The organism is Halorubrum sp. CBA1229, from assembly GCF_003721435.2.
Lineage (GTDB): Archaea > Halobacteriota > Halobacteria > Halobacteriales > Haloferacaceae > Halorubrum.
This window is the reverse complement of sequence record NZ_CP054585.1, coordinates 2,163,987-2,179,920: the sequence shown is the minus strand read 5'-3', so window position 1 is coordinate 2,179,920 and position 15,934 is coordinate 2,163,987. Positions and strand designations below refer to the sequence as shown.

General features: G+C 68.2%; 15 protein-coding genes. 8 read left to right on the top strand and 7 right to left on the bottom strand.

Annotated features, from left to right (window positions below; genetic code table 11):
* Positions 1 to 39: 39 nt before the first annotated feature.
* Together Hrr1229_RS10820 and Hrr1229_RS10815 are read right to left on the bottom strand one after the other, a co-directional pair.
* Complete coding sequence (locus tag Hrr1229_RS10820) at positions 40 to 1,281, bottom strand: CoA transferase (protein ID WP_123112890.1); 1,242 nt, start codon at positions 1,279 to 1,281, stop codon at positions 40 to 42.
* The gene (locus tag Hrr1229_RS10815; RefSeq protein WP_123112891.1) at positions 1,278 to 2,060 is read right to left on the bottom strand and encodes an enoyl-CoA hydratase/isomerase family protein; all 783 of its coding nucleotides are present in this window, start codon (positions 2,058 to 2,060) and stop codon (positions 1,278 to 1,280) included. Before Hrr1229_RS10815 ends, Hrr1229_RS10820 begins: the two co-directional genes overlap by 4 nt.
* 203 nt (positions 2,061 to 2,263) lie before the next feature.
* Between Hrr1229_RS10815 and Hrr1229_RS10810 the strand changes: the two genes are divergently transcribed.
* Positions 2,264 to 3,319 (top strand): isocitrate/isopropylmalate family dehydrogenase, encoded by a 1,056-nt coding sequence (locus Hrr1229_RS10810; RefSeq protein WP_123112892.1) that lies wholly within the window; start codon positions 2,264 to 2,266, stop codon positions 3,317 to 3,319.
* Here Hrr1229_RS10810 and Hrr1229_RS10805 read toward each other — a convergent pair whose 3' ends face one another.
* Positions 3,320 to 3,751 (bottom strand): universal stress protein, encoded by a 432-nt coding sequence (locus Hrr1229_RS10805; protein WP_123112893.1) that lies wholly within the window; start codon positions 3,749 to 3,751, stop codon positions 3,320 to 3,322.
* A gap of 258 nt (positions 3,752 to 4,009) precedes the next feature.
* On the opposite strand from Hrr1229_RS10805, the gene Hrr1229_RS10800 reads away from it, so the two are divergent.
* The 5 genes from Hrr1229_RS10800 to Hrr1229_RS10780 all read left to right on the top strand — a co-directional run bounded on the left by Hrr1229_RS10800 (position 4,010) and on the right by Hrr1229_RS10780 (position 9,096).
* The gene (locus tag Hrr1229_RS10800; protein ID WP_123112894.1) at positions 4,010 to 5,134 is read left to right on the top strand and encodes a tripartite tricarboxylate transporter substrate binding protein; all 1,125 of its coding nucleotides are present in this window, start codon (positions 4,010 to 4,012) and stop codon (positions 5,132 to 5,134) included.
* A 216-nt stretch (positions 5,135 to 5,350) separates the two neighbouring features.
* A complete protein-coding gene (locus Hrr1229_RS10795; protein WP_148041746.1) occupies positions 5,351 to 5,866 on the top strand; it encodes a hypothetical protein in 516 nt (171 codons plus the stop codon).
* Positions 5,867 to 7,366, top strand: a complete 1,500-nt coding sequence (locus tag Hrr1229_RS10790; protein WP_123112896.1) for a tripartite tricarboxylate transporter permease — start codon at positions 5,867 to 5,869, stop codon at positions 7,364 to 7,366.
* Between the two features lie 282 nt (positions 7,367 to 7,648).
* Positions 7,649 to 8,773: a thiolase family protein gene (locus tag Hrr1229_RS10785; RefSeq protein ID WP_123112897.1), complete on the top strand. Its 1,125-nt coding sequence runs from the start codon at positions 7,649 to 7,651 to the stop codon at positions 8,771 to 8,773.
* Entirely contained in the window at positions 8,770 to 9,096 is a 327-nt protein-coding gene (locus tag Hrr1229_RS10780; RefSeq protein ID WP_123112898.1) for an OB-fold domain-containing protein, read from the top strand. The genes Hrr1229_RS10785 and Hrr1229_RS10780 overlap by 4 nt, the downstream gene beginning before the upstream one ends.
* 34 nt (positions 9,097 to 9,130) lie before the next feature.
* Here the strand turns inward: Hrr1229_RS10780 and Hrr1229_RS10775 are convergent, their stop codons facing one another.
* Complete coding sequence (locus Hrr1229_RS10775) at positions 9,131 to 9,514, bottom strand: VOC family protein (RefSeq protein ID WP_123112899.1); 384 nt, start codon at positions 9,512 to 9,514, stop codon at positions 9,131 to 9,133.
* A gap of 137 nt (positions 9,515 to 9,651) precedes the next feature.
* Here Hrr1229_RS10775 and Hrr1229_RS10770 point away from each other — a divergent pair, with 137 nt between their 5' ends.
* Positions 9,652 to 10,635: an NADPH:quinone reductase gene (locus Hrr1229_RS10770; RefSeq protein WP_123112900.1), complete on the top strand. Its 984-nt coding sequence runs from the start codon at positions 9,652 to 9,654 to the stop codon at positions 10,633 to 10,635.
* 15 nt (positions 10,636 to 10,650) lie between these two features.
* On the opposite strand, the gene Hrr1229_RS10765 is transcribed toward Hrr1229_RS10770, so the two are convergent.
* The 3 genes from Hrr1229_RS10765 to Hrr1229_RS10755 form a co-directional block, all read right to left on the bottom strand.
* Positions 10,651 to 11,907: a CaiB/BaiF CoA-transferase family protein gene (locus Hrr1229_RS10765; RefSeq protein WP_123112901.1), complete on the bottom strand. Its 1,257-nt coding sequence runs from the start codon at positions 11,905 to 11,907 to the stop codon at positions 10,651 to 10,653.
* A 61-nt stretch (positions 11,908 to 11,968) separates the two neighbouring features.
* Complete coding sequence (locus tag Hrr1229_RS10760) at positions 11,969 to 13,072, bottom strand: MFS transporter (protein WP_255212486.1); 1,104 nt, start codon at positions 13,070 to 13,072, stop codon at positions 11,969 to 11,971.
* Between the two features lie 150 nt (positions 13,073 to 13,222).
* The gene (locus Hrr1229_RS10755) at positions 13,223 to 13,984 is read right to left on the bottom strand and encodes an IclR family transcriptional regulator (protein WP_123112903.1); all 762 of its coding nucleotides are present in this window, start codon (positions 13,982 to 13,984) and stop codon (positions 13,223 to 13,225) included.
* A 458-nt stretch (positions 13,985 to 14,442) separates the two neighbouring features.
* On the opposite strand from Hrr1229_RS10755, the gene Hrr1229_RS10750 reads away from it, so the two are divergent.
* The gene (locus tag Hrr1229_RS10750; RefSeq protein WP_123112904.1) at positions 14,443 to 15,792 is read left to right on the top strand and encodes a DUF362 domain-containing protein; all 1,350 of its coding nucleotides are present in this window, start codon (positions 14,443 to 14,445) and stop codon (positions 15,790 to 15,792) included.
* Positions 15,793 to 15,934 lie beyond the last annotated feature (142 nt).

The window sequence follows — 15,934 nt, the reverse complement described above, 5'->3', positions numbered from 1 at the left end:
CATTTATAAACAAAAACGACGAGAAACCAATTTCTCGTACTAGTCGCCGAACGCGCCGCCCTCGCGCCACTCGTCGAGCGTCGTCTGATCGCCGGCGACGTCGGCGAACACGGACTCCGTGTGCTCGCCCAGCCGGGGCGCCGGCGACCGGATGACGTCGTCGTGCTCGGGGAAGTTGATCGGGTGGCCCGGGAGGAGGCACTCGCCCCAGTCGGGGTCGTCGTGCTCGACGACGAGGTTGCGCGCCCGCGTCTGGTCGTAGTTGACGACGTCCTCGACGTCGTTGATCGGCCCGCAGGGGAAGCCGTAGTCGATGAGGCGGTCGAGCCAGTACTCCGTCGACTCCTCCGCGAACTCCTCTTCGATGATCCCGACGACCGTGTCCGCGTGCTCGAACCGGTCGTCGTTCGTCGGGTACTCGGCCAGCTCCTCGCGGCCGACCAGCTCGACGAAGTCGTCCCACCGGTCGTCGCTCGGGACGCCGGTGACGAGGGCGCCGTCGGCGGTCTCGAACCGCTGGTACGGAACGAGCGTCTGATGGGAAGTGCCCTGCGGCCCCGGCACCGACCCGTCCATCGAGTACGACGTGAGGTACTCGTTCATAAGCGTCACGATGGAGTCGAAGAGCCCGACGTCGAACTTGCCGTTGAACGAGTTCTCTGTATCACCGTCGGTTCCCTCGCCCTCCGCACCGTCGGCGTCTCCGCCGCCCGCGTTCCCCCGCTCGTAGAGCCGGGCGAGGATCCCGATCGCGGCGAACATGCCGGTCGTGAGGTCGCCGATGGCCTGTCCGACCTTGACCGGCTCGCCGCCCTCCGGCCCGGTGACGCTCATGATCCCGCCCTCGGCCTGCAGGATGAGGTCCAGGCCGGCCTGCTCCTTCCGCGGGCCGGTCTCGCCGTACCCCTTGATGCTGGCGTAGACGATCTCCGGGTTCCGGTCTTTGACGGCGTCGTGGCCGACGCCGAGCTTGTCCGTGACGCCGTAGCCGAAGTTCTCGATGAACACGTCGGCCTTCTCCAGCAGCGACAGCGCCGCCTCGGTGCCGGCGTCGGACTTGAGATCGAGCGTGACGGAGCGCTTGTTCCGGTTGTTCGCCATGAAGTAGCCGGACTTGCCGTCGGGACCGACGCCCTGACTGCGGGCGGGGTCGCCGACGCCGGGCCGCTCGATCTTCACGACCTCGGCGCCCATGTCGGCGAGGAGCGCGCCGCAGAACGGGCCCGCGCGGTGGCCGGTCATCTCCACGACGGTGAGGCCGGCGAGCGGTCCCCCGGTCATTTGTCGTTGAACTCGTCGACGAGCCGTTCCCGCTCGTCGGTCGCGAACTGCTCCCACCAGACCTCGGCCTCGAACGCGCGGTTCTCCTCGGCGCTCTGCGCGTCGACCGCGTGGTTGAACGCGCGCTTGGAGTTCTTCACCGCGGACCGGCCGGTGGACTGGATCGCCTCGACGATCTCGTCGACGGTCTCGTCGAGCTCCTCGCGCGGGACGGCGTGGTTGACGAGGCCGATCCGCTCCGCCTCGTCGGCCTCGATCATCCCGGCGGTGTAGACGAGCTCCTTCGCCTTCGCCTCGCCGACGAGCTCGATCGCCCGCCACGTGGAGTTCCCGGTCGGGATCTGGCCGATGTCGGTCACCGGGACGCCGAACTTCGCATCGTCGACCGCGATCCGCATGTCGCAGAACATCGCGAAGATGAGGCCGCCGCCGACGCAGTAGCCGTTGACCTTCGCGATGACGGGCGCGTGGCACTCGAACGGTTTGCGGTACATCTCGTAGAACAGCTCCTGGCGGTCCTTCTGTCGCGGGTCGTGCTCCTCGGCGGGGCCGGCGTACTGCGAGATGTCGGCGCCCGCCGAGAAGGCGTCGTCGCCCTCCCCCGTGATCACGACGACGTCGACGGAGCGGTCGAGCTGGATCTCGTCAAACGCCCGGAGGATGTCGAGCATGACTGTGTCGTTGAGCGCGTTGTACACCTCGGGCCGGTGGAACTCGATCGTCGCCACACCGTCGGTGACGTCGAGCGAGATACTCTCGTACGCTGTCTCGCTTACCATGGCTCACTCTCCCATCGGGGAGTGAAAAGCGTTGTGAGTGGGGTAATCGCGAGAACTGTGAGTGGAGTGGGCTGGGGACTGTGAGCGGGATGATCGGGGGCGACGAGCTCCGTCGTTCGCGGGGAGCGCTCCAGCCTCGAATCGGGCGGGCAAGGGGTGTCACGGCCCAAAGAGTTTAGCTTGTGTGAGCGAATTCCGGAACCATGTCATACGAGATAGCGACGATACCAGGTGACGGTATCGGACCGGAGGTCGTCGACGAAACGCTCCCGCTGCTGCACGAGGCGGCGTCTCGCCACGACGTCGAGGTGGAGTTCACGGAGTACGACTGGGGGACGGAGCGGTACATGGAGACGGGCGAGATGATGCCGGACGACGCGCTCAACCGGATCGTCGACGCGGACTCGATCCTCCTCGGCGCGGTCGGCCACCCGGAGGTCCCGGACCACATCACGCTCCACGGGCTCCTGTTGCCGATCCGGAAGGGGTTCAACCAGCAGGTGTGCAAGCGCCCGTCGATCCTCTTCGAGGGCGTCGAGAGCCCGCTCCGCGGGTACGAGAGCGGCGACATCGACTTCGTCGTCTACCGGGAGAACACGGAGGGCGAGTACTCGGACGCCGGCGGTCGCGTCCACGAGGGGTTCGACCACGAGGTGGCGATCCAGAGCGCGGTCCACACGCGCGAGGGGACGGAGACCATCGTGCGGGCGGCGTTCGAGGCGGCGACGGAGCGCGAGGGACAGCTGACGAGCATCACGAAGTCCAACGCGCAGGCGTTCAGCATGACGTTCTGGGACGACGTCGTCGAGGACGTCGCGACCGACTACCCCGACGTCGAGGTCGAGTCGTTGCTCATCGACGCCGGGAGCATGGACCTCGTGCGCCGGCCGGAGGAGTTCGACGTGTTGGTCGCGTCGAACCTCTTCGGCGACATCCTCACCGATATCGGCGCCATCGTCAGCGGCAGCATGGGGCTCGCGCCGTCCGGAAACATCAACGTCGACGGCGAGTATCCCTCGATGTTCGAGCCCGTCCACGGGAGCGCGCCCGACATCGTCGGGCAGGGGGTCGCGAACCCGATGGCCACCGTGCTCTCGGCCGCGATGCTGTTCGAGGACCTCGGCGAGGAGCCCGTTTCCGACGCCCTCTGGAGCGCGGTCCGAGCGGTGCTCGCCGACGACGACGCGCCGGCGACGCCGGACCTCGGGGGGTCGGCGTCGACGGGCGAGGTCGTGGCGGCGATCGAAGAGCGGCTCTAATCAGTCGGTCCGGATCGAGACGACCGGGGTCTCGGAGTTGAGCATCAGGGACTGAACGGTGCTGCCGAACAGCGCCTTCCCGACCGGCGACCGCTTCCGGCCGGCGATGACGAGGTACCGAGCGTCGTTGGAGTCGGCGTAGTTGCTGATCTCGTCGGCCGGGTCGCCGAGGAGGCCGACAGGGGTCGCGTCGTCGACCCCCGCCTCGTCGATCGCCTCCCGCGCGAACTCCTCGGCGATGTCCAGCACGTCGTCGGTCGGGATCGACTTCCCTGTGTCGGTCACACTGGTCCGTTCGAGCCCGACGAACTCCGAGCGGGACAAGACGTGGACGACGTGGACGGGCTCGTCGAAGGCCTGACCGAGCTCGTTCGCTTCGTCGACGATGCTCGGCGCTCTCTCCGACCGGTCTACGGCTGCGATGATCACCATGGTCGACCTATTCAGGCATGGAATATAAAAGGTTCCTCCAAGCGGCCGGGCGGACATTTGCAGAGCGGCCGAGCGGACATCGGCAGAGCGACGGGATGAACGCCGACGGTAGGGACCGAATCATCCGGCAGACAACTGTCCTTCTGATAGAAACATTTATGATATTGCCACCAAATGCCATACACGGACACGGCGAAGGCCCGTCCCAGATGCGGATCCGGGCGAGAGAAAACAAGCTGAGCCGACCAACGTGACAAGATGACTGAAGAAACACCAACCGATTCGACCGAATCGACATCGAACACGAAGCGGCGACGCTTCCTGCAGGCGATCGGCGCGACCGGCGCCGTCGGACTCGCCGGCTGTTCCGGTAACGGCGGCGACGGCGGCGACGGCAGTGACGGCAGCGACGGTAGCGACGGCAGTGATGGCAGCGACGGCAGTGACGGCGGCGACGGATGGTCTCCCGAGGGGACGGTCCGCTACATCGTCCCGTACGACGAGGGCGGCGGAACCGACACGTACGCACGCGGGATTCAGCCGGGACTCCGAGAGGCTGTCGGCGAGTCGCTGCAGATCGACAACATTCCGGGCGCCGGCGGTCTGAACGGGCTCGGAGAGCTGTACCGCTCGGAGCCCGACGGGCAGACCATCGCGGGCAACGCCGGGCCGCTCGAAGTCGCGCCGCAGCTGCTCAACGAGCCGGACTTCGACATCCGAGACCTCACCGGGCTCGGCGTGGTCGGCCAGTCGACGTGGTGTCTCGTCGTCAACGAGGAGTACCAAGACGAGGTCGAGACGTTCGACGACGTCCTCGCGAAGTACGAGAGCGGCGAGTGGGAGAACATCGGCGTCCAGTCGTCCGGGAGCTCGCAGGACATCATCGTTCTGCTGTACAAGTACGCGTACCCGGACGAGGTCGGCTGGAACTGGCAGAACCGCGTGCAGTACACCGGGACGGGCCCCGTGACGCAGGCGGTCGCGAGCGGCGAGGTCCCGTGCGGTATCGGGACCGACGCCGGGACCCAGTCGGTCGTCGACACCGGCCGCGTCTACCCCGTCGTGACGTTCTACGGGCCCGGCACGCAGGTCTACCCGGACATCGATTCGGTCACCGACCTCGGCTACCCGCAGATCGACTTCGTCGGCGGGGTCTGGCGCGGCATGTACGCCCCGCCGGAGACGCCCCAGGAGATCGTCGACTTCTACGCCGAAGCGCTGGAAGAGACCGTCAACAGCGATCCCGTGCAGGAGTGGAGCGACGAGACGGGGAACCCGGTCGTGTACGAGGGGCCGGAAGTCGCCGAGCAGAACTTCGAGGACGCCTTCGAGCAGTACCAGGAGCTCGAAATTCTCGAACTCGTCAACGAGAACCAGCCCTGAATCGATCGCGGCGCGACCGGCGCGTCGAACTCAATTTATTTATAGTTGGAGTCCGGCGGATCAGATAATACTGTCATGGTCAATTACTCAAAACGACTTGAAGGAATCACGGCGGAACACGTCCTACTCGTAACGCTGCTCGGGCTGTCCGTAGTGTTCTACGTCGACCCGATACTCAAGGATTACCCGGAGAACGCGACGATCTTTCCGCAGTTGATGGCACAAGTCGTCGGGATCGGATCGTTCCTCCTCCTCATACAGAACTACCTCCCGGGACCGATCCAGAAGTTCGTCGCCCAAGAAGTGAGTATGACGGAGAGCTTCGAGGAGGGCCAAACTGAAGGTGTCGGCGCCATCGAGGACGCCGAGGAGGACGAGGACTCCACGGACGTCGAGGACACCGCCGTCGACGAGAAGTACCTCGATACCGACGACGACGATACCGACGACGTCCGGGCGAAAGACCTACCGCTCCATCAGAAGTGGGGCATCGACATCAACAACACGGTGATCATGATCGTCTTCTCGACCGTCTACTTCGCGCTCGGGTGGGCGGTCGGCTTCCTCTACGTGACGCCGCTGTTCGTCTTCGCGTACACCGCGTGGTTCAGAGTGAACCTACTCAAGGCGGCGTTCCTCGCCGCGGTCGCGACGGTCATCGTGTACGGGTTCATCGTCTTCCTGCTCATGCCGTTCGATCAGGGAGCGATCGTGTTCACGGAGGGGCTCTGAATGGCGGTCGCAAGCCTCGTCGAGGGGATACAGATCGCGGTCAGCTGGCCGGTCATCGGCTGGATGGCCGCCGGGCTGCTCGCGGGGATCGTCCTCGGGGCGCTGCCGGGGATCGGCTCGCCGGTCGGCATGGCGATCGTCCTCCCGCTCACCGTCCCGCTCGACCCGACGCCCGCGCTCATCCTCCTGATCTCGATTTACAGCGGCGCGATGTTCGGCGGGAGCATCTCCGCGGTCCTGTTGAACGCTCCCGGGACCGAGTCGGCGGCCGCGACGACGCTCGACGGCTATCCCATGGCGAAGAAGGGGCTCGCGAAGAACGCGCTCGCGATCACGACGACGGCCTCCGCGTTTAACGGGTTTGTCGCCGCGATCCTGTTAGTCCTCATCTCCCCAGTCCTCATCGAGGTCGTTCTCCTGTTCGGATCGGTGGAGTACTTCCTCCTCGCGATCCTCGGGATCTCGCTCATCACGATCGTCGCGGACGGGTCGATCGTGAAGGGGATCGTTGCGGGCGCGTTCGGCTTCATGATTTCGACGATGGGCATCGCGATCATGGCGCCGACGCCGCGCTACGCGTTCGGCCAGCTCGCGCTGTACGACGGGCTCAACTTCGTGGCCGCCCTGATCGGGATGTTCGCCTTCGCGGAGATGATGAAGCTCGCGGTCCAAGACCAGATCGCGGAGGACGCGGTCGGCATCACGGGCAGCATCACCGACGGGATCAAGACGGTTTTCAGGTACCCGAAGTCGCTGTTCAAAGCGGGCGTGATCGGCATGCTGATCGGCGCCGTTCCCGGATCCGGCGCGACGACGTCGACGTTCGTCGCGTACGCCGAGGAGGCGCGCTCCTCGGCCGCCGACGGGATATTCGGCGAGGGCGACCCGCGGGGGATCATCGCCCCCGAGGGAGCGAACAACCCGACCGTCAGCGGGTCGCTGGTCCCGACGCTCTCGTTCGGGATTCCGGGGAGCGGCTCGACGGCGGTGTTCCTCGGCGGCATCCTGATGCACGGGCTCCAGCCCGGCCCGGGGCTGTTCGGCGCGCAGCTTCACATCACGTACGCGCTGTTCGTCTCGGTGTTCCTCGGCAACTTCATCATCCTCGCCGTCGGGTACACGGTCATCCCGTACGCGAGCGCGATCACGAAGCTCGACACCGACGTCATCATCCCGATGGTCATCGTCCTCTCGTTCATCGGCGCGTTCAGCCTCCGGCGGAGCTGGTTCGACGCCTTCGGCGTGCTGGCGCTCGGCATCCTCGGCTACTACATGGTGAAGTACAAGTACTCGGTGATAGCGTTCGTCCTCGGGATCGTTCTGGGGCCGATAGCCGAGGAGAACTTCTTCCGCGCGCTTCAGCTTTCGGGCGGCGGGTACGGCATCTTCGTGTCGCCGAGCCGGCCGCTCTCGCTCGGGATCTCCATCCTGATCCTCCTGGCGCTGTTCGGGCCGTTCCTCGGACCGTATATGAAAAGGGCGGTGAATAACCTCAGATAGCGCGTCGCCCGACACTCCGGCACGGCGGATCGCTTCGACACTCGGCGGGGCGTCGTTGAACGCCCGACGACCGACGTACTGCTCGCGGCCCGTTTTTTTTTATAGGCTCTCGATCTGACCAGCGGCGAGGCCCCGTTCGCGTGCAACGAGTGGCGCGAACCGTACTTATATACCGGTCTAGCGTCTGGGTTCGGTCGTACGATGACCGCCCAGAAGCGAGAAGCGCGGGCAGTAGACGCATCACCGGTTCGCGGGGACCTCCCGGCGATAACGGGCGTCGGCATGACGGCGTTCGCGAGCGCCGACGACCGATCGCTCCTCGACCTGCTCCTCGTCGCGGCGGAACGCGCGCTCGGCGACGCCGACCGCGACTCCGCCGGCGTGGACTCGGTCCACGTCGGGAACATGGCAGCCGAGGCGTTCAACGCCCGGTCCGGGTTGGCGAACGCGCTCGTCGGCGGCCTCGGCATGACCGGCGTCACGGCCCGCCGGGTCGAGAACACCAGCGCGAGCGGTGCCAGCGCGTTTCAGAGCGCTGTCGCGGCGGTCGCGAGCGGGCGGAGCGAGCGGGCGCTGGCCGTCGGCGGCGAGAAGATGTCCGCCGCGGACACGGCCACGGCCACCGAGATCATCAGTCGGATCACGCACGACCGGGAGTACGAACAGGGGGTCACCCTGCCGTCGTTCGGCGGGCTGGCGGCGGCCGCCTACCTCCGCGAGACCGACGCGGACCGGCGCGACCTGTCGCGGGTCGCCGTGAAGAACCACGCCAACGCGTACGCGAACGAATACGCTCAGTTCAACAAGCGGATCGACGGCGATGACGTGCTCGCGTCGCCGGCGGTCGCCGAGCCGCTGCGCCTCTACGACTGCTGTCCGACCAGCGACGGGGCGGCCGCGGTCGTGGTCGAATCCGGGTCGGGGGCGACCGACGACGCGGTGACGATCGCCGCCTGCGAGAGCGCCACCGGGACGCACGCGGTCGCGGATCGGGCTGACCCGCTGGAGATCGCGAGCGTGCGGACGGCCGGCGAGCGCGCGTACGACGCGGCCGGCTTCGGGGCGGACGCGGTCGACCTCGCGTGCATCCACGACGCGTTCACGATCCTCGAGTGGCTGGAGATGGAGGAGCTGGGGCTCGCGCCGGCGGGGCGCGCGTGGGAGCGCACCCGCGACGGGAAGACGGACCTCGACGGGGAGCTCCCCGTCAATCCCGGCGGCGGGCTGAAGGCCCGCGGGCACCCGCTCGGCGCGACGGGGATCTCGCAGGTGATCGAGCTCGTGTGGCAGCTCCGCGGCGACCTCCCCGACGAACGGGCGGTCGAGGGCGCGTCCCGCGGCCTCGCCGTCAACGTCGCCGGGTTCGGGAACAACGCCGTCTGCACGCTGCTGGAGGGCGACGCGTGACCGAACTGCTCGAGTGTCGCGACTGCGGGCGCCGGACCTACTACGAGAAGCGCCGCTGCCCGGAGTGCGGCGGGGCGGCGTTCGACGCCGTTCCGGCCGGGACCGGCGAGCTGCTGTCGGTGACGACCGTCCACGTCACGCCGGACGGGGTCCGGGAGCCGAACGCGCTCGGGCTCGCCTCGTTCCCCGGCGGCGCGAACGTCATCGCTCAGCTCGACGGGGAGCTCTCGATCGGGGACGACGTGCGGCTAGTCGGGGAGAGAGCGCTCCGGGTCACAGAGGACGGGCCGCTGTGGGGGGTCCGCATCGTCGCCGCCGAGTGAGTCGCCGCGGGACCCGGCCGATCCGAACGGTCGGCTACGCGTCGTACCGGGCCAGCTCGACCAGATTGCCGTCGGGGTCGCGGACGTACACCGACTCCATCGGGCCGCGCGCACCGACCTTCTCGACGGGGCCGTGGACGACCTCGACGCCGCGGTCGCGGAGGTCCCGGCGGAGCGCGTCGAGGGAGTCGTCGACGACGAGACAGAGGTCCCCGCTGCCGGGCGTCGGCCGGTCGGCGTGGGGCGAGTAGACGGCCTCCGCCGGGTGGAAGTTGATCTTCTGGTCGCCGAACGAGACGGCTCGCCGACCGCCGTCGAACGTCTCGGCCGTGCCGCCGAGGGTCGTCGCGTAAAAATCGACGGCGCGGTCGACGTCCTCGACGGTCAACACGACGTGATCGAGCCCGGTGACGTGCATGCGCTCCGTGGGAGCGGCGAGTACAAAAGCGCTCGCCGGGACGAAGAGATCGCCGGGACGAAGCGCTCACCGGAGGCGACCGCCGCGGGAGCCGACCGCTGGCATAACACTATACGTCGGTTCGTCGTACGGGCCGTATGCGCGCCGTCCGCTTCCACGAACACGGAGACGAGAGCGTACTTGCCCTGGAGACCGTCGATCGCCCCGACCCCGGTCCGGGCGAGGCCCTCGTGCGGATCGAGGCGGCGAGCGTGAACCCGATAGACGAGTACGTCCGGGAGGGGAGCGTGAGCCCCCCGTCCGGGCTCCCGCACGTCGGCGGCTCCGACCTCGCCGGCGTCGTCGAGGCGGTCGGCGACGGCGTGACCGCGGTCGCACCGGGCGACCGCGTGTTCGCGACCGGGCTCGGCCTCTTCTCGCCCGGGACGTACGCGGAGTACACCGCGGCGCCGGTCGAACAGCTCGCGCCGCTCCCGGCGTCGGTCCCGTTTCGAGAGGGGGCGGCGGCCGCGATGGCGTTCGCGACCGCCTGGCGCGCGCTCGTGACCCGCGGCGACCTCCGACTGGGCGACCTCGCGCTGGTCCACGGCGCGTCCGGCGGCGTGGGTCACGCGGCGGTGCAGGTCGCCGCGGCGGCGGGGGCGACCGTCGTCGGCACCGCCCGCGACGGCGAGCCCGCGGCGTTCGCGCGGGGGCTCGGCGCCGACGCCGTCGTCGACTACCGGAGCGACGAGCTCGCGGAAGCCGTCAGGACGGCGGCCGACGGCCGCGAGGTCGACGTGGTGTTCGAACCGCAGGCGGACGCGCACCTCGCGGCGGACCTGGCCTGCCTGACGCGCGGCGGCCGGATCGTCGTCATCGGGGAGAACGAGACGATCGCCGTCGACGGCGGCACGTCGATGGCGGCGAAGCAGGCGGACGCCGACCTCCGGTTCATGTCGATCGTGGCCTCGGCGGGCGATCAGGCGGCGATCCTCGAACGGGTCGGCGAGCGCCTCGACGACGGGACGTTCACCGCGGCGGTCGACTCCGTGTTCGGTCTCGGTTCGGTGCCGGAAGCGCTGGCCGAACTGCGCTCCTCCGGGACGCTCGGGAAGGTCGTCCTCGACACGTCTCGCTGATCGCCGGCGCGCCGGTCAGGGCTCCGGGATCGCGCCGGCCTCGATCAGCTCGTCGATGCGGGCGTCGTCGTAGCCGGCCGCTTTCAGCACGCGCACCGTGTCCTCGCCGAGCAGCGGCGGCGCCTCCGAGAACCCCGAGTCGGCCCGCTCGTAGTTGAGCGGGTGTTCGATGACGGGGATCTCGCCCGCCGCGGGGTGGTCGATCGAGTCGACGACGCCGCGGGCGCGCACCTGCTCGTTGTCCAGCGCCTCGTCGACGTCGAACACCGGGCCCACGGGGAGCCCGCGCTCGTCGGCCAGCAGGTCGACCCACTCGTCGGTCGTCTTGGTCCGCAGGACCTCCGAGAGCTCCTTTTCGAGCGCGTCCATGTTGTTCACCCGCGCCGAGTTCGTGGCGAACCGCTCGTCCGTCGAGAGGTCCTCGCGGCCGATCGCCGCGCAGAACTCCTCCCAGAGCTTCTGGTTCCCGCAGGCGACGTTGAGGTGCCCGTCGGCGGTCGGGTACATCTGGTACGGCGCGAGCACCGGGTCCTTCGTCCCCATCCGGGACGTCTCCTCGCCGACGAAGCTCTTGCCCGCCTGCTTCGTGAGCCACGGGAGCGCGGCGTCGAGCATCCCGAGCTCGACGCGCTCGCCCTCGCCGGTCCGCTCGCGGTTGTACAGCGACGTGACGATCCCGAACGCCGACCACATCGCGGTGATGAGGTCCGTCTGCGGGAGCCCGACCTTCGCCGGCGGCGCGTCGGGGTAGCCCGTGACGCTCATCATGCCGCTCATCCCCTGCACAAGCAGGTCGTACCCGGGCCTGTCGCTCCACGGGCCCGTCTCGCCGAACGCCGAGATCGAACAGTAGACCAGGTCGTCGTTGTGCTCCTGCAGCGTCTCGTAGTCGACGCCGAGCCGCTCGGCGGTGCCCGGCCGGAAGTTCTCGACGACGACGTCCGCCTCGGCGACGACGTCGTACAGCGCCGTTAACCCCTCCTCGGTCTTCAGGTTCAGTTCGATGCTCTGCTTGCCGTAGTTCACCGTCCAGAAGTACGGCGACTCGCCCTCCTCGGACGCCGACTTGCCGGGGCCCTCGTACCCCTCGACGTCGACGAACGGCGGCCCCGAGTACCGGCTGTCGTCGCCGACCTCCGGGCGCTCCACCTTGATCACTTCCGCGCCCTGGTTCGCCAGCATCAACGTGGCGAACCCGCCGGTGACGAACGTCGTCAGGTCGACCACGACGATCTCCTCTAAGAGTCGCTGTCGCTTTTCGTCTGCGCTCATACCTCTACGTCCGACGACGAGAGCATAAAACTTGGGAGATTGCGGGGGTGCGCGGGGATCGTTACAGCCGCATCAACAGCAACACCGCGGCGCCGCCGAGTCCGGCGATCCCGGCGAGGAGGAAGAACAGCACGGCGCTCGTCGCGTGGGTGAGCACGAACCCCGCGAGCGACGCGCCGAGGGCGCCGACACCGAACATCGCGAGGTAGGTGAATCCGTACGAGAGTCCCTGCACGGCCTCGTCGGCGTTGTCGGCGACGACGACCTGATACACCGGCGCCGTGCCGTACACGAAGAATCCGAGCAGGAGGCAGATCCCGACGAGCGGGACGGTGCCGAGCCCTCGGACGAACGGGAACGCCGCAGCGAGGCCGGCCAGCACGGCGAAGAAGCCGAAGAAGGCGGTGGTGCTGGAGACGCGGTCGGTCAGCCGGCCGCCGACGTATTGGCCGCCGATGCCGACGGTCAAGAGGGCGGTGTACACGTACTGCGCCGGTTGGACGGTCTGATCGAGCAGCTGGAAGGGGCGGAGCGCCGGGGACTCGGCGAGGACGTCCGGCAGGAACGTCAACAGCCCGCGGTAGTACATCCCGTACAGCAGCACACCGACGAGCGCGACGGCGAACGCCGTCGCGAACAGAGTGCGGGAGTCGCGGGCGGTCTTGCGGAGCTCGTCGGCGATCGACCCCGTTTCGCCGGCGTCCTCGGCCGCGCCGATCTCGAACTCGATCCGCGTGCCGGCCAGCCCGACGAGCAGAGCGACGGCCGCCAGCGCGCCGGCCGCGAGTCGCCAGTCGACGAACATGAGCAGCAGCGCCGTGAGGAGCGGCCCGAACGCCGTGCCGACGTTGCCGCCCACCCCGTGGTACGCGAACACCGTGCCGCGGGCGTCCGCGGTGCGACTGATGAGCGAGAGCCCCGCGGGGTGGTAGACGCTCGCGAAACAGCCCCAAATCAGCACGGCGGCGGCGAGCGAGACCAGACCGCGCGAGAGCGCCACGATCCCGAACCCGATCCCCATCCCCCCGATCGAGGCCAGGATCAGTCGCCGAGAGCTGAACCGGTCGGAGAGGACGCCGCTCACCGGCGCGCCGAGACCGATGAACGCGTAGCCGGCGCCGATGACGGTCCCGATGACGGCCGCGGAGACGTCGAATTCGGCCATCCAGAGCCCGACGAAGAGCGGTATCGAGAGTTCGTAGGTATGAAACATCCCGTGGGCGAGAGAGGTAAATCGCACGAGGGACCGATCGTTCGCATTCATTGGGTTGACGAGCGCCGAGAAGCCTAATAAACTCTCGGGGGCCGGCGATCCTCACACGGAGTGTTCGATGTGGAGCTCCAGCTCGTTGACCGCGCCGAGGATCCGCTCGGGGAGCGATTCGGTGAAGCGGTCGCCGGTGATCCGGTTGGCGGGTCCGGAGACGCTCAGCGCCCCGATCACCTCGCCGTCGGCGGTCACGGGCGCGCCGACCGCGTGGACGCCCGCGGTCGTCTCCTGTCGGTTGAACGCGTAACCGCGGTCGCGGATCCGGTCGAGTTCCTCGAACAGCTCCTCGCGGGTCGCGATCGCGTCCTGGTCGGCGTCGAGTCCGCGGGCGTCGACGATCTCCTCGACCCGGTCCCGGTCGTACGCCGCGAGGATCGCCTTCCCCGCCGCGCTGGTGTGGATCGCGCCGCGCTTCCCGACGTGGGCGCCGGTCTGGACGGCGCTCTGGCCGACCTCGGTGTAGAGGTACACCCGCTGCCCGTTCTCCTCGACGATGAACTGCGCGCGCTCGCCCGTCTCGTCGGCGAGGGCGTCGACCTTCTCCTTGATCATGGGATAGGCGGTCACCCGGCGCTGGATCTGCCCGCCGACCGTCAGGAACTGGAGGCCGAGCGCGTACACGTCGCCGTCGCTGACGACGTACCCGTGCTTTTTCAGGGTCGCGAGGTGGCGGTGGACCGTGCTCGGGGCCAATCCGAGATGCTCGGATAGATCGTCGATCGTCATCCCGTCCGTCTCCCGCAGCGCGTCTACCACTCGTAACGACGTTTCAGTCGTCTTCGCGACCGATTTGAGCTCCTTTCCCATACAATCTCGATCACGCCTGAGTACTTAACTTCCCGAGTACTCGGATAATAAAGAATATTTGAGCGCTCTCAGTCGTCGAAACCGATCGAGGGTTCGCTGACCTGAGCCGCGATCTACGCTTATGAAACGGCTTGTACGGTAGTATGACGGCTAAACACGGCGAATTAGCGACGAAACGCGCTGTATCTTCGAAAAACATCGATCCGATTCTTTCGGATTTGTCGACCACTGCGGCAGTTCTCGTTACAGACCTACGACTGTAACGTCACGCCGGGACGGACGCAGACAGTCGACGCTCCGCCAGTGCCGCTCTCGGGTTTCGGTACCGCTTCCAGCTGTCGATACCGTTCCCGAGTGTCGATACCGCTTCCGGGCATCAGTCTCGTCTCGACCGTCGACCCCGGGACGGACCCCGTCGCGGCCCCCACGTTTATACCGGTCGAGCGGGACCGGTTCGCATGGACACTCTCGACGACCTCGTCGTGCCCGAGGCGACGGTGCTCGACGCGTGCGGCGCCCGACCGCTCCCGGACCTGGGGCTCATCGAGCGCAGGTGGGACACCGACCCCATCCCGAGCGAGCGCATCGAGGCCGCGGCCGCGGCGGCGGTGGCGTCGCTCGATTTCGACGGCGTACCCGACGGCGGCGAGGTCGCCGTCGGCGCCGGCAGCCGCGGGATCGCTAACCTCCCGGCGATCGTGGCCGGCGTCGTCGGTGCGGTTCGGGACGCCGGCTACGACCCCTTCGTGTTCCCGGCGATGGGGAGCCACGGCGGGGCGACCGCGGCGGGCCAGCGGGAGATGCTCGAATCCCTCGGGGTGACCCCGGACGCGATCGGCTGCGAGATCCGATCGAGCATGGAGGTCGTTCAGGTCGGCGAGACCCCGGACCGTGGCGTCCCCGTCTACGCGGACGCCCACGCCGCCGCCGCCGACGCGATCGTTCCGGTCAACCGGGTGAAGCCCCACACCGATTACGACGGCCCCGTCGAGAGCGGGCTCTCGAAGATGCTCGTCATCGGCATGGGGAAACAGCGCGGGGCGAAGACGGCCCACGAGTGGGCGGTCGACTGGAGCTTCCGGAACATGATCCCGGAGATCGCGGAGAAGCTGCTGGCCGAGCTCCCGGTCGCGGGCGGCGTCGCGATCGTCGAGGACCAGTTCGACGACACCGCCGTGATCGAGGGCGTCCCCCCGTCCGGGTTCCTCGACCGCGAGGCGGAGCTGTTGGAGCTCGCCTACGACCGCCTGCCGACGATCCCCTTCGATGACGTCGACGTGCTGATCCTCGACCGGCAGGGGAAAGACGTCAGCGGACAGGGGATGGACACGAACGTGATCGGTCGCCGCCCGTTCGCGATCAACGAGCCGGAGCCGGAGCTCCCCGACGTCAAGCGGATCTTCGTGCGGGGGCTGACCGAGACGACCCACGGCAACGCCATGGGGATGGGGTCCGCGGACTTCGTCCACCGGGACCTGGCCGCCGAGCTCGACAGCTCGACCACGCTCATCAACGCGATCACCGCGAGCACGACGCGGGGCGTCAGGCTGCCACCGGTCGTCGAGACGGACCGCGCCGGCCTCGTCGCGTCGCTGTCGACCGTCGGCGTCGTCGGCCCGGACGACGCCCGCGTGCTCCGAGCGACGGACACGATGCGGCTCGACCGGCTGTACGCCTCCCCTGCGCTCGTCGAAGCGGCCCGCGAGCGCGACGACCTGCGAGTCGTCGCGGAGCCGACACCGATCGAGTTCGACGACGGACAGTTCGCCGCGCCGACCCCGCACGAGACGGGAGGCGGCGAGTCGTAACGGCGGGCGCGCGGTGAGTCCGTAACGGCGGGCGCGCAGTGAGGCGCACCAGCGCGGCGGACCGACGCGCACCGGCGCGGCGGACCGACGCCTCGTCTGAGAGATAGACTTAAGAGCGTGAGAAAATTCATTAGCATAAATC

What these genes read in the sequence shown, in the direction of transcription:
- Hrr1229_RS10820 (WP_123112890.1), bottom strand. Translation starts at nt 1,281, where the DNA reads ATGACCGGGGGACCGCTCGCCGGCCTCACCGTCGTGGAGATGACCGGC.
- Hrr1229_RS10815 (WP_123112891.1), bottom strand. Translation starts at nt 2,060, where the DNA reads ATGGTAAGCGAGACAGCGTACGAGAGTATCTCGCTCGACGTCACCGAC.
- Hrr1229_RS10810 (WP_123112892.1), top strand. Translation starts at nt 2,264, where the DNA reads ATGTCATACGAGATAGCGACGATACCAGGTGACGGTATCGGACCGGAG.
- Hrr1229_RS10805 (WP_123112893.1), bottom strand. Translation starts at nt 3,751, where the DNA reads ATGGTGATCATCGCAGCCGTAGACCGGTCGGAGAGAGCGCCGAGCATC.
- Hrr1229_RS10800 (WP_123112894.1), top strand. Translation starts at nt 4,010, where the DNA reads ATGACTGAAGAAACACCAACCGATTCGACCGAATCGACATCGAACACG.
- Hrr1229_RS10795 (WP_148041746.1), top strand. Translation starts at nt 5,351, where the DNA reads ATGGCACAAGTCGTCGGGATCGGATCGTTCCTCCTCCTCATACAGAAC.
- Hrr1229_RS10790 (WP_123112896.1), top strand. Translation starts at nt 5,867, where the DNA reads ATGGCGGTCGCAAGCCTCGTCGAGGGGATACAGATCGCGGTCAGCTGG.
- Hrr1229_RS10785 (WP_123112897.1), top strand. Translation starts at nt 7,649, where the DNA reads ATGACGGCGTTCGCGAGCGCCGACGACCGATCGCTCCTCGACCTGCTC.
- Hrr1229_RS10775 (WP_123112899.1), bottom strand. Translation starts at nt 9,514, where the DNA reads ATGCACGTCACCGGGCTCGATCACGTCGTGTTGACCGTCGAGGACGTC.
- Hrr1229_RS10770 (WP_123112900.1), top strand. Translation starts at nt 9,652, where the DNA reads ATGCGCGCCGTCCGCTTCCACGAACACGGAGACGAGAGCGTACTTGCC.
- Hrr1229_RS10765 (WP_123112901.1), bottom strand. Translation starts at nt 11,907, where the DNA reads ATGAGCGCAGACGAAAAGCGACAGCGACTCTTAGAGGAGATCGTCGTG.
- Hrr1229_RS10760 (WP_255212486.1), bottom strand. Translation starts at nt 13,072, where the DNA reads ATGGCCGAATTCGACGTCTCCGCGGCCGTCATCGGGACCGTCATCGGC.
- Hrr1229_RS10755 (WP_123112903.1), bottom strand. Translation starts at nt 13,984, where the DNA reads ATGGGAAAGGAGCTCAAATCGGTCGCGAAGACGACTGAAACGTCGTTA.
- Hrr1229_RS10750 (WP_123112904.1), top strand. Translation starts at nt 14,443, where the DNA reads ATGGACACTCTCGACGACCTCGTCGTGCCCGAGGCGACGGTGCTCGAC.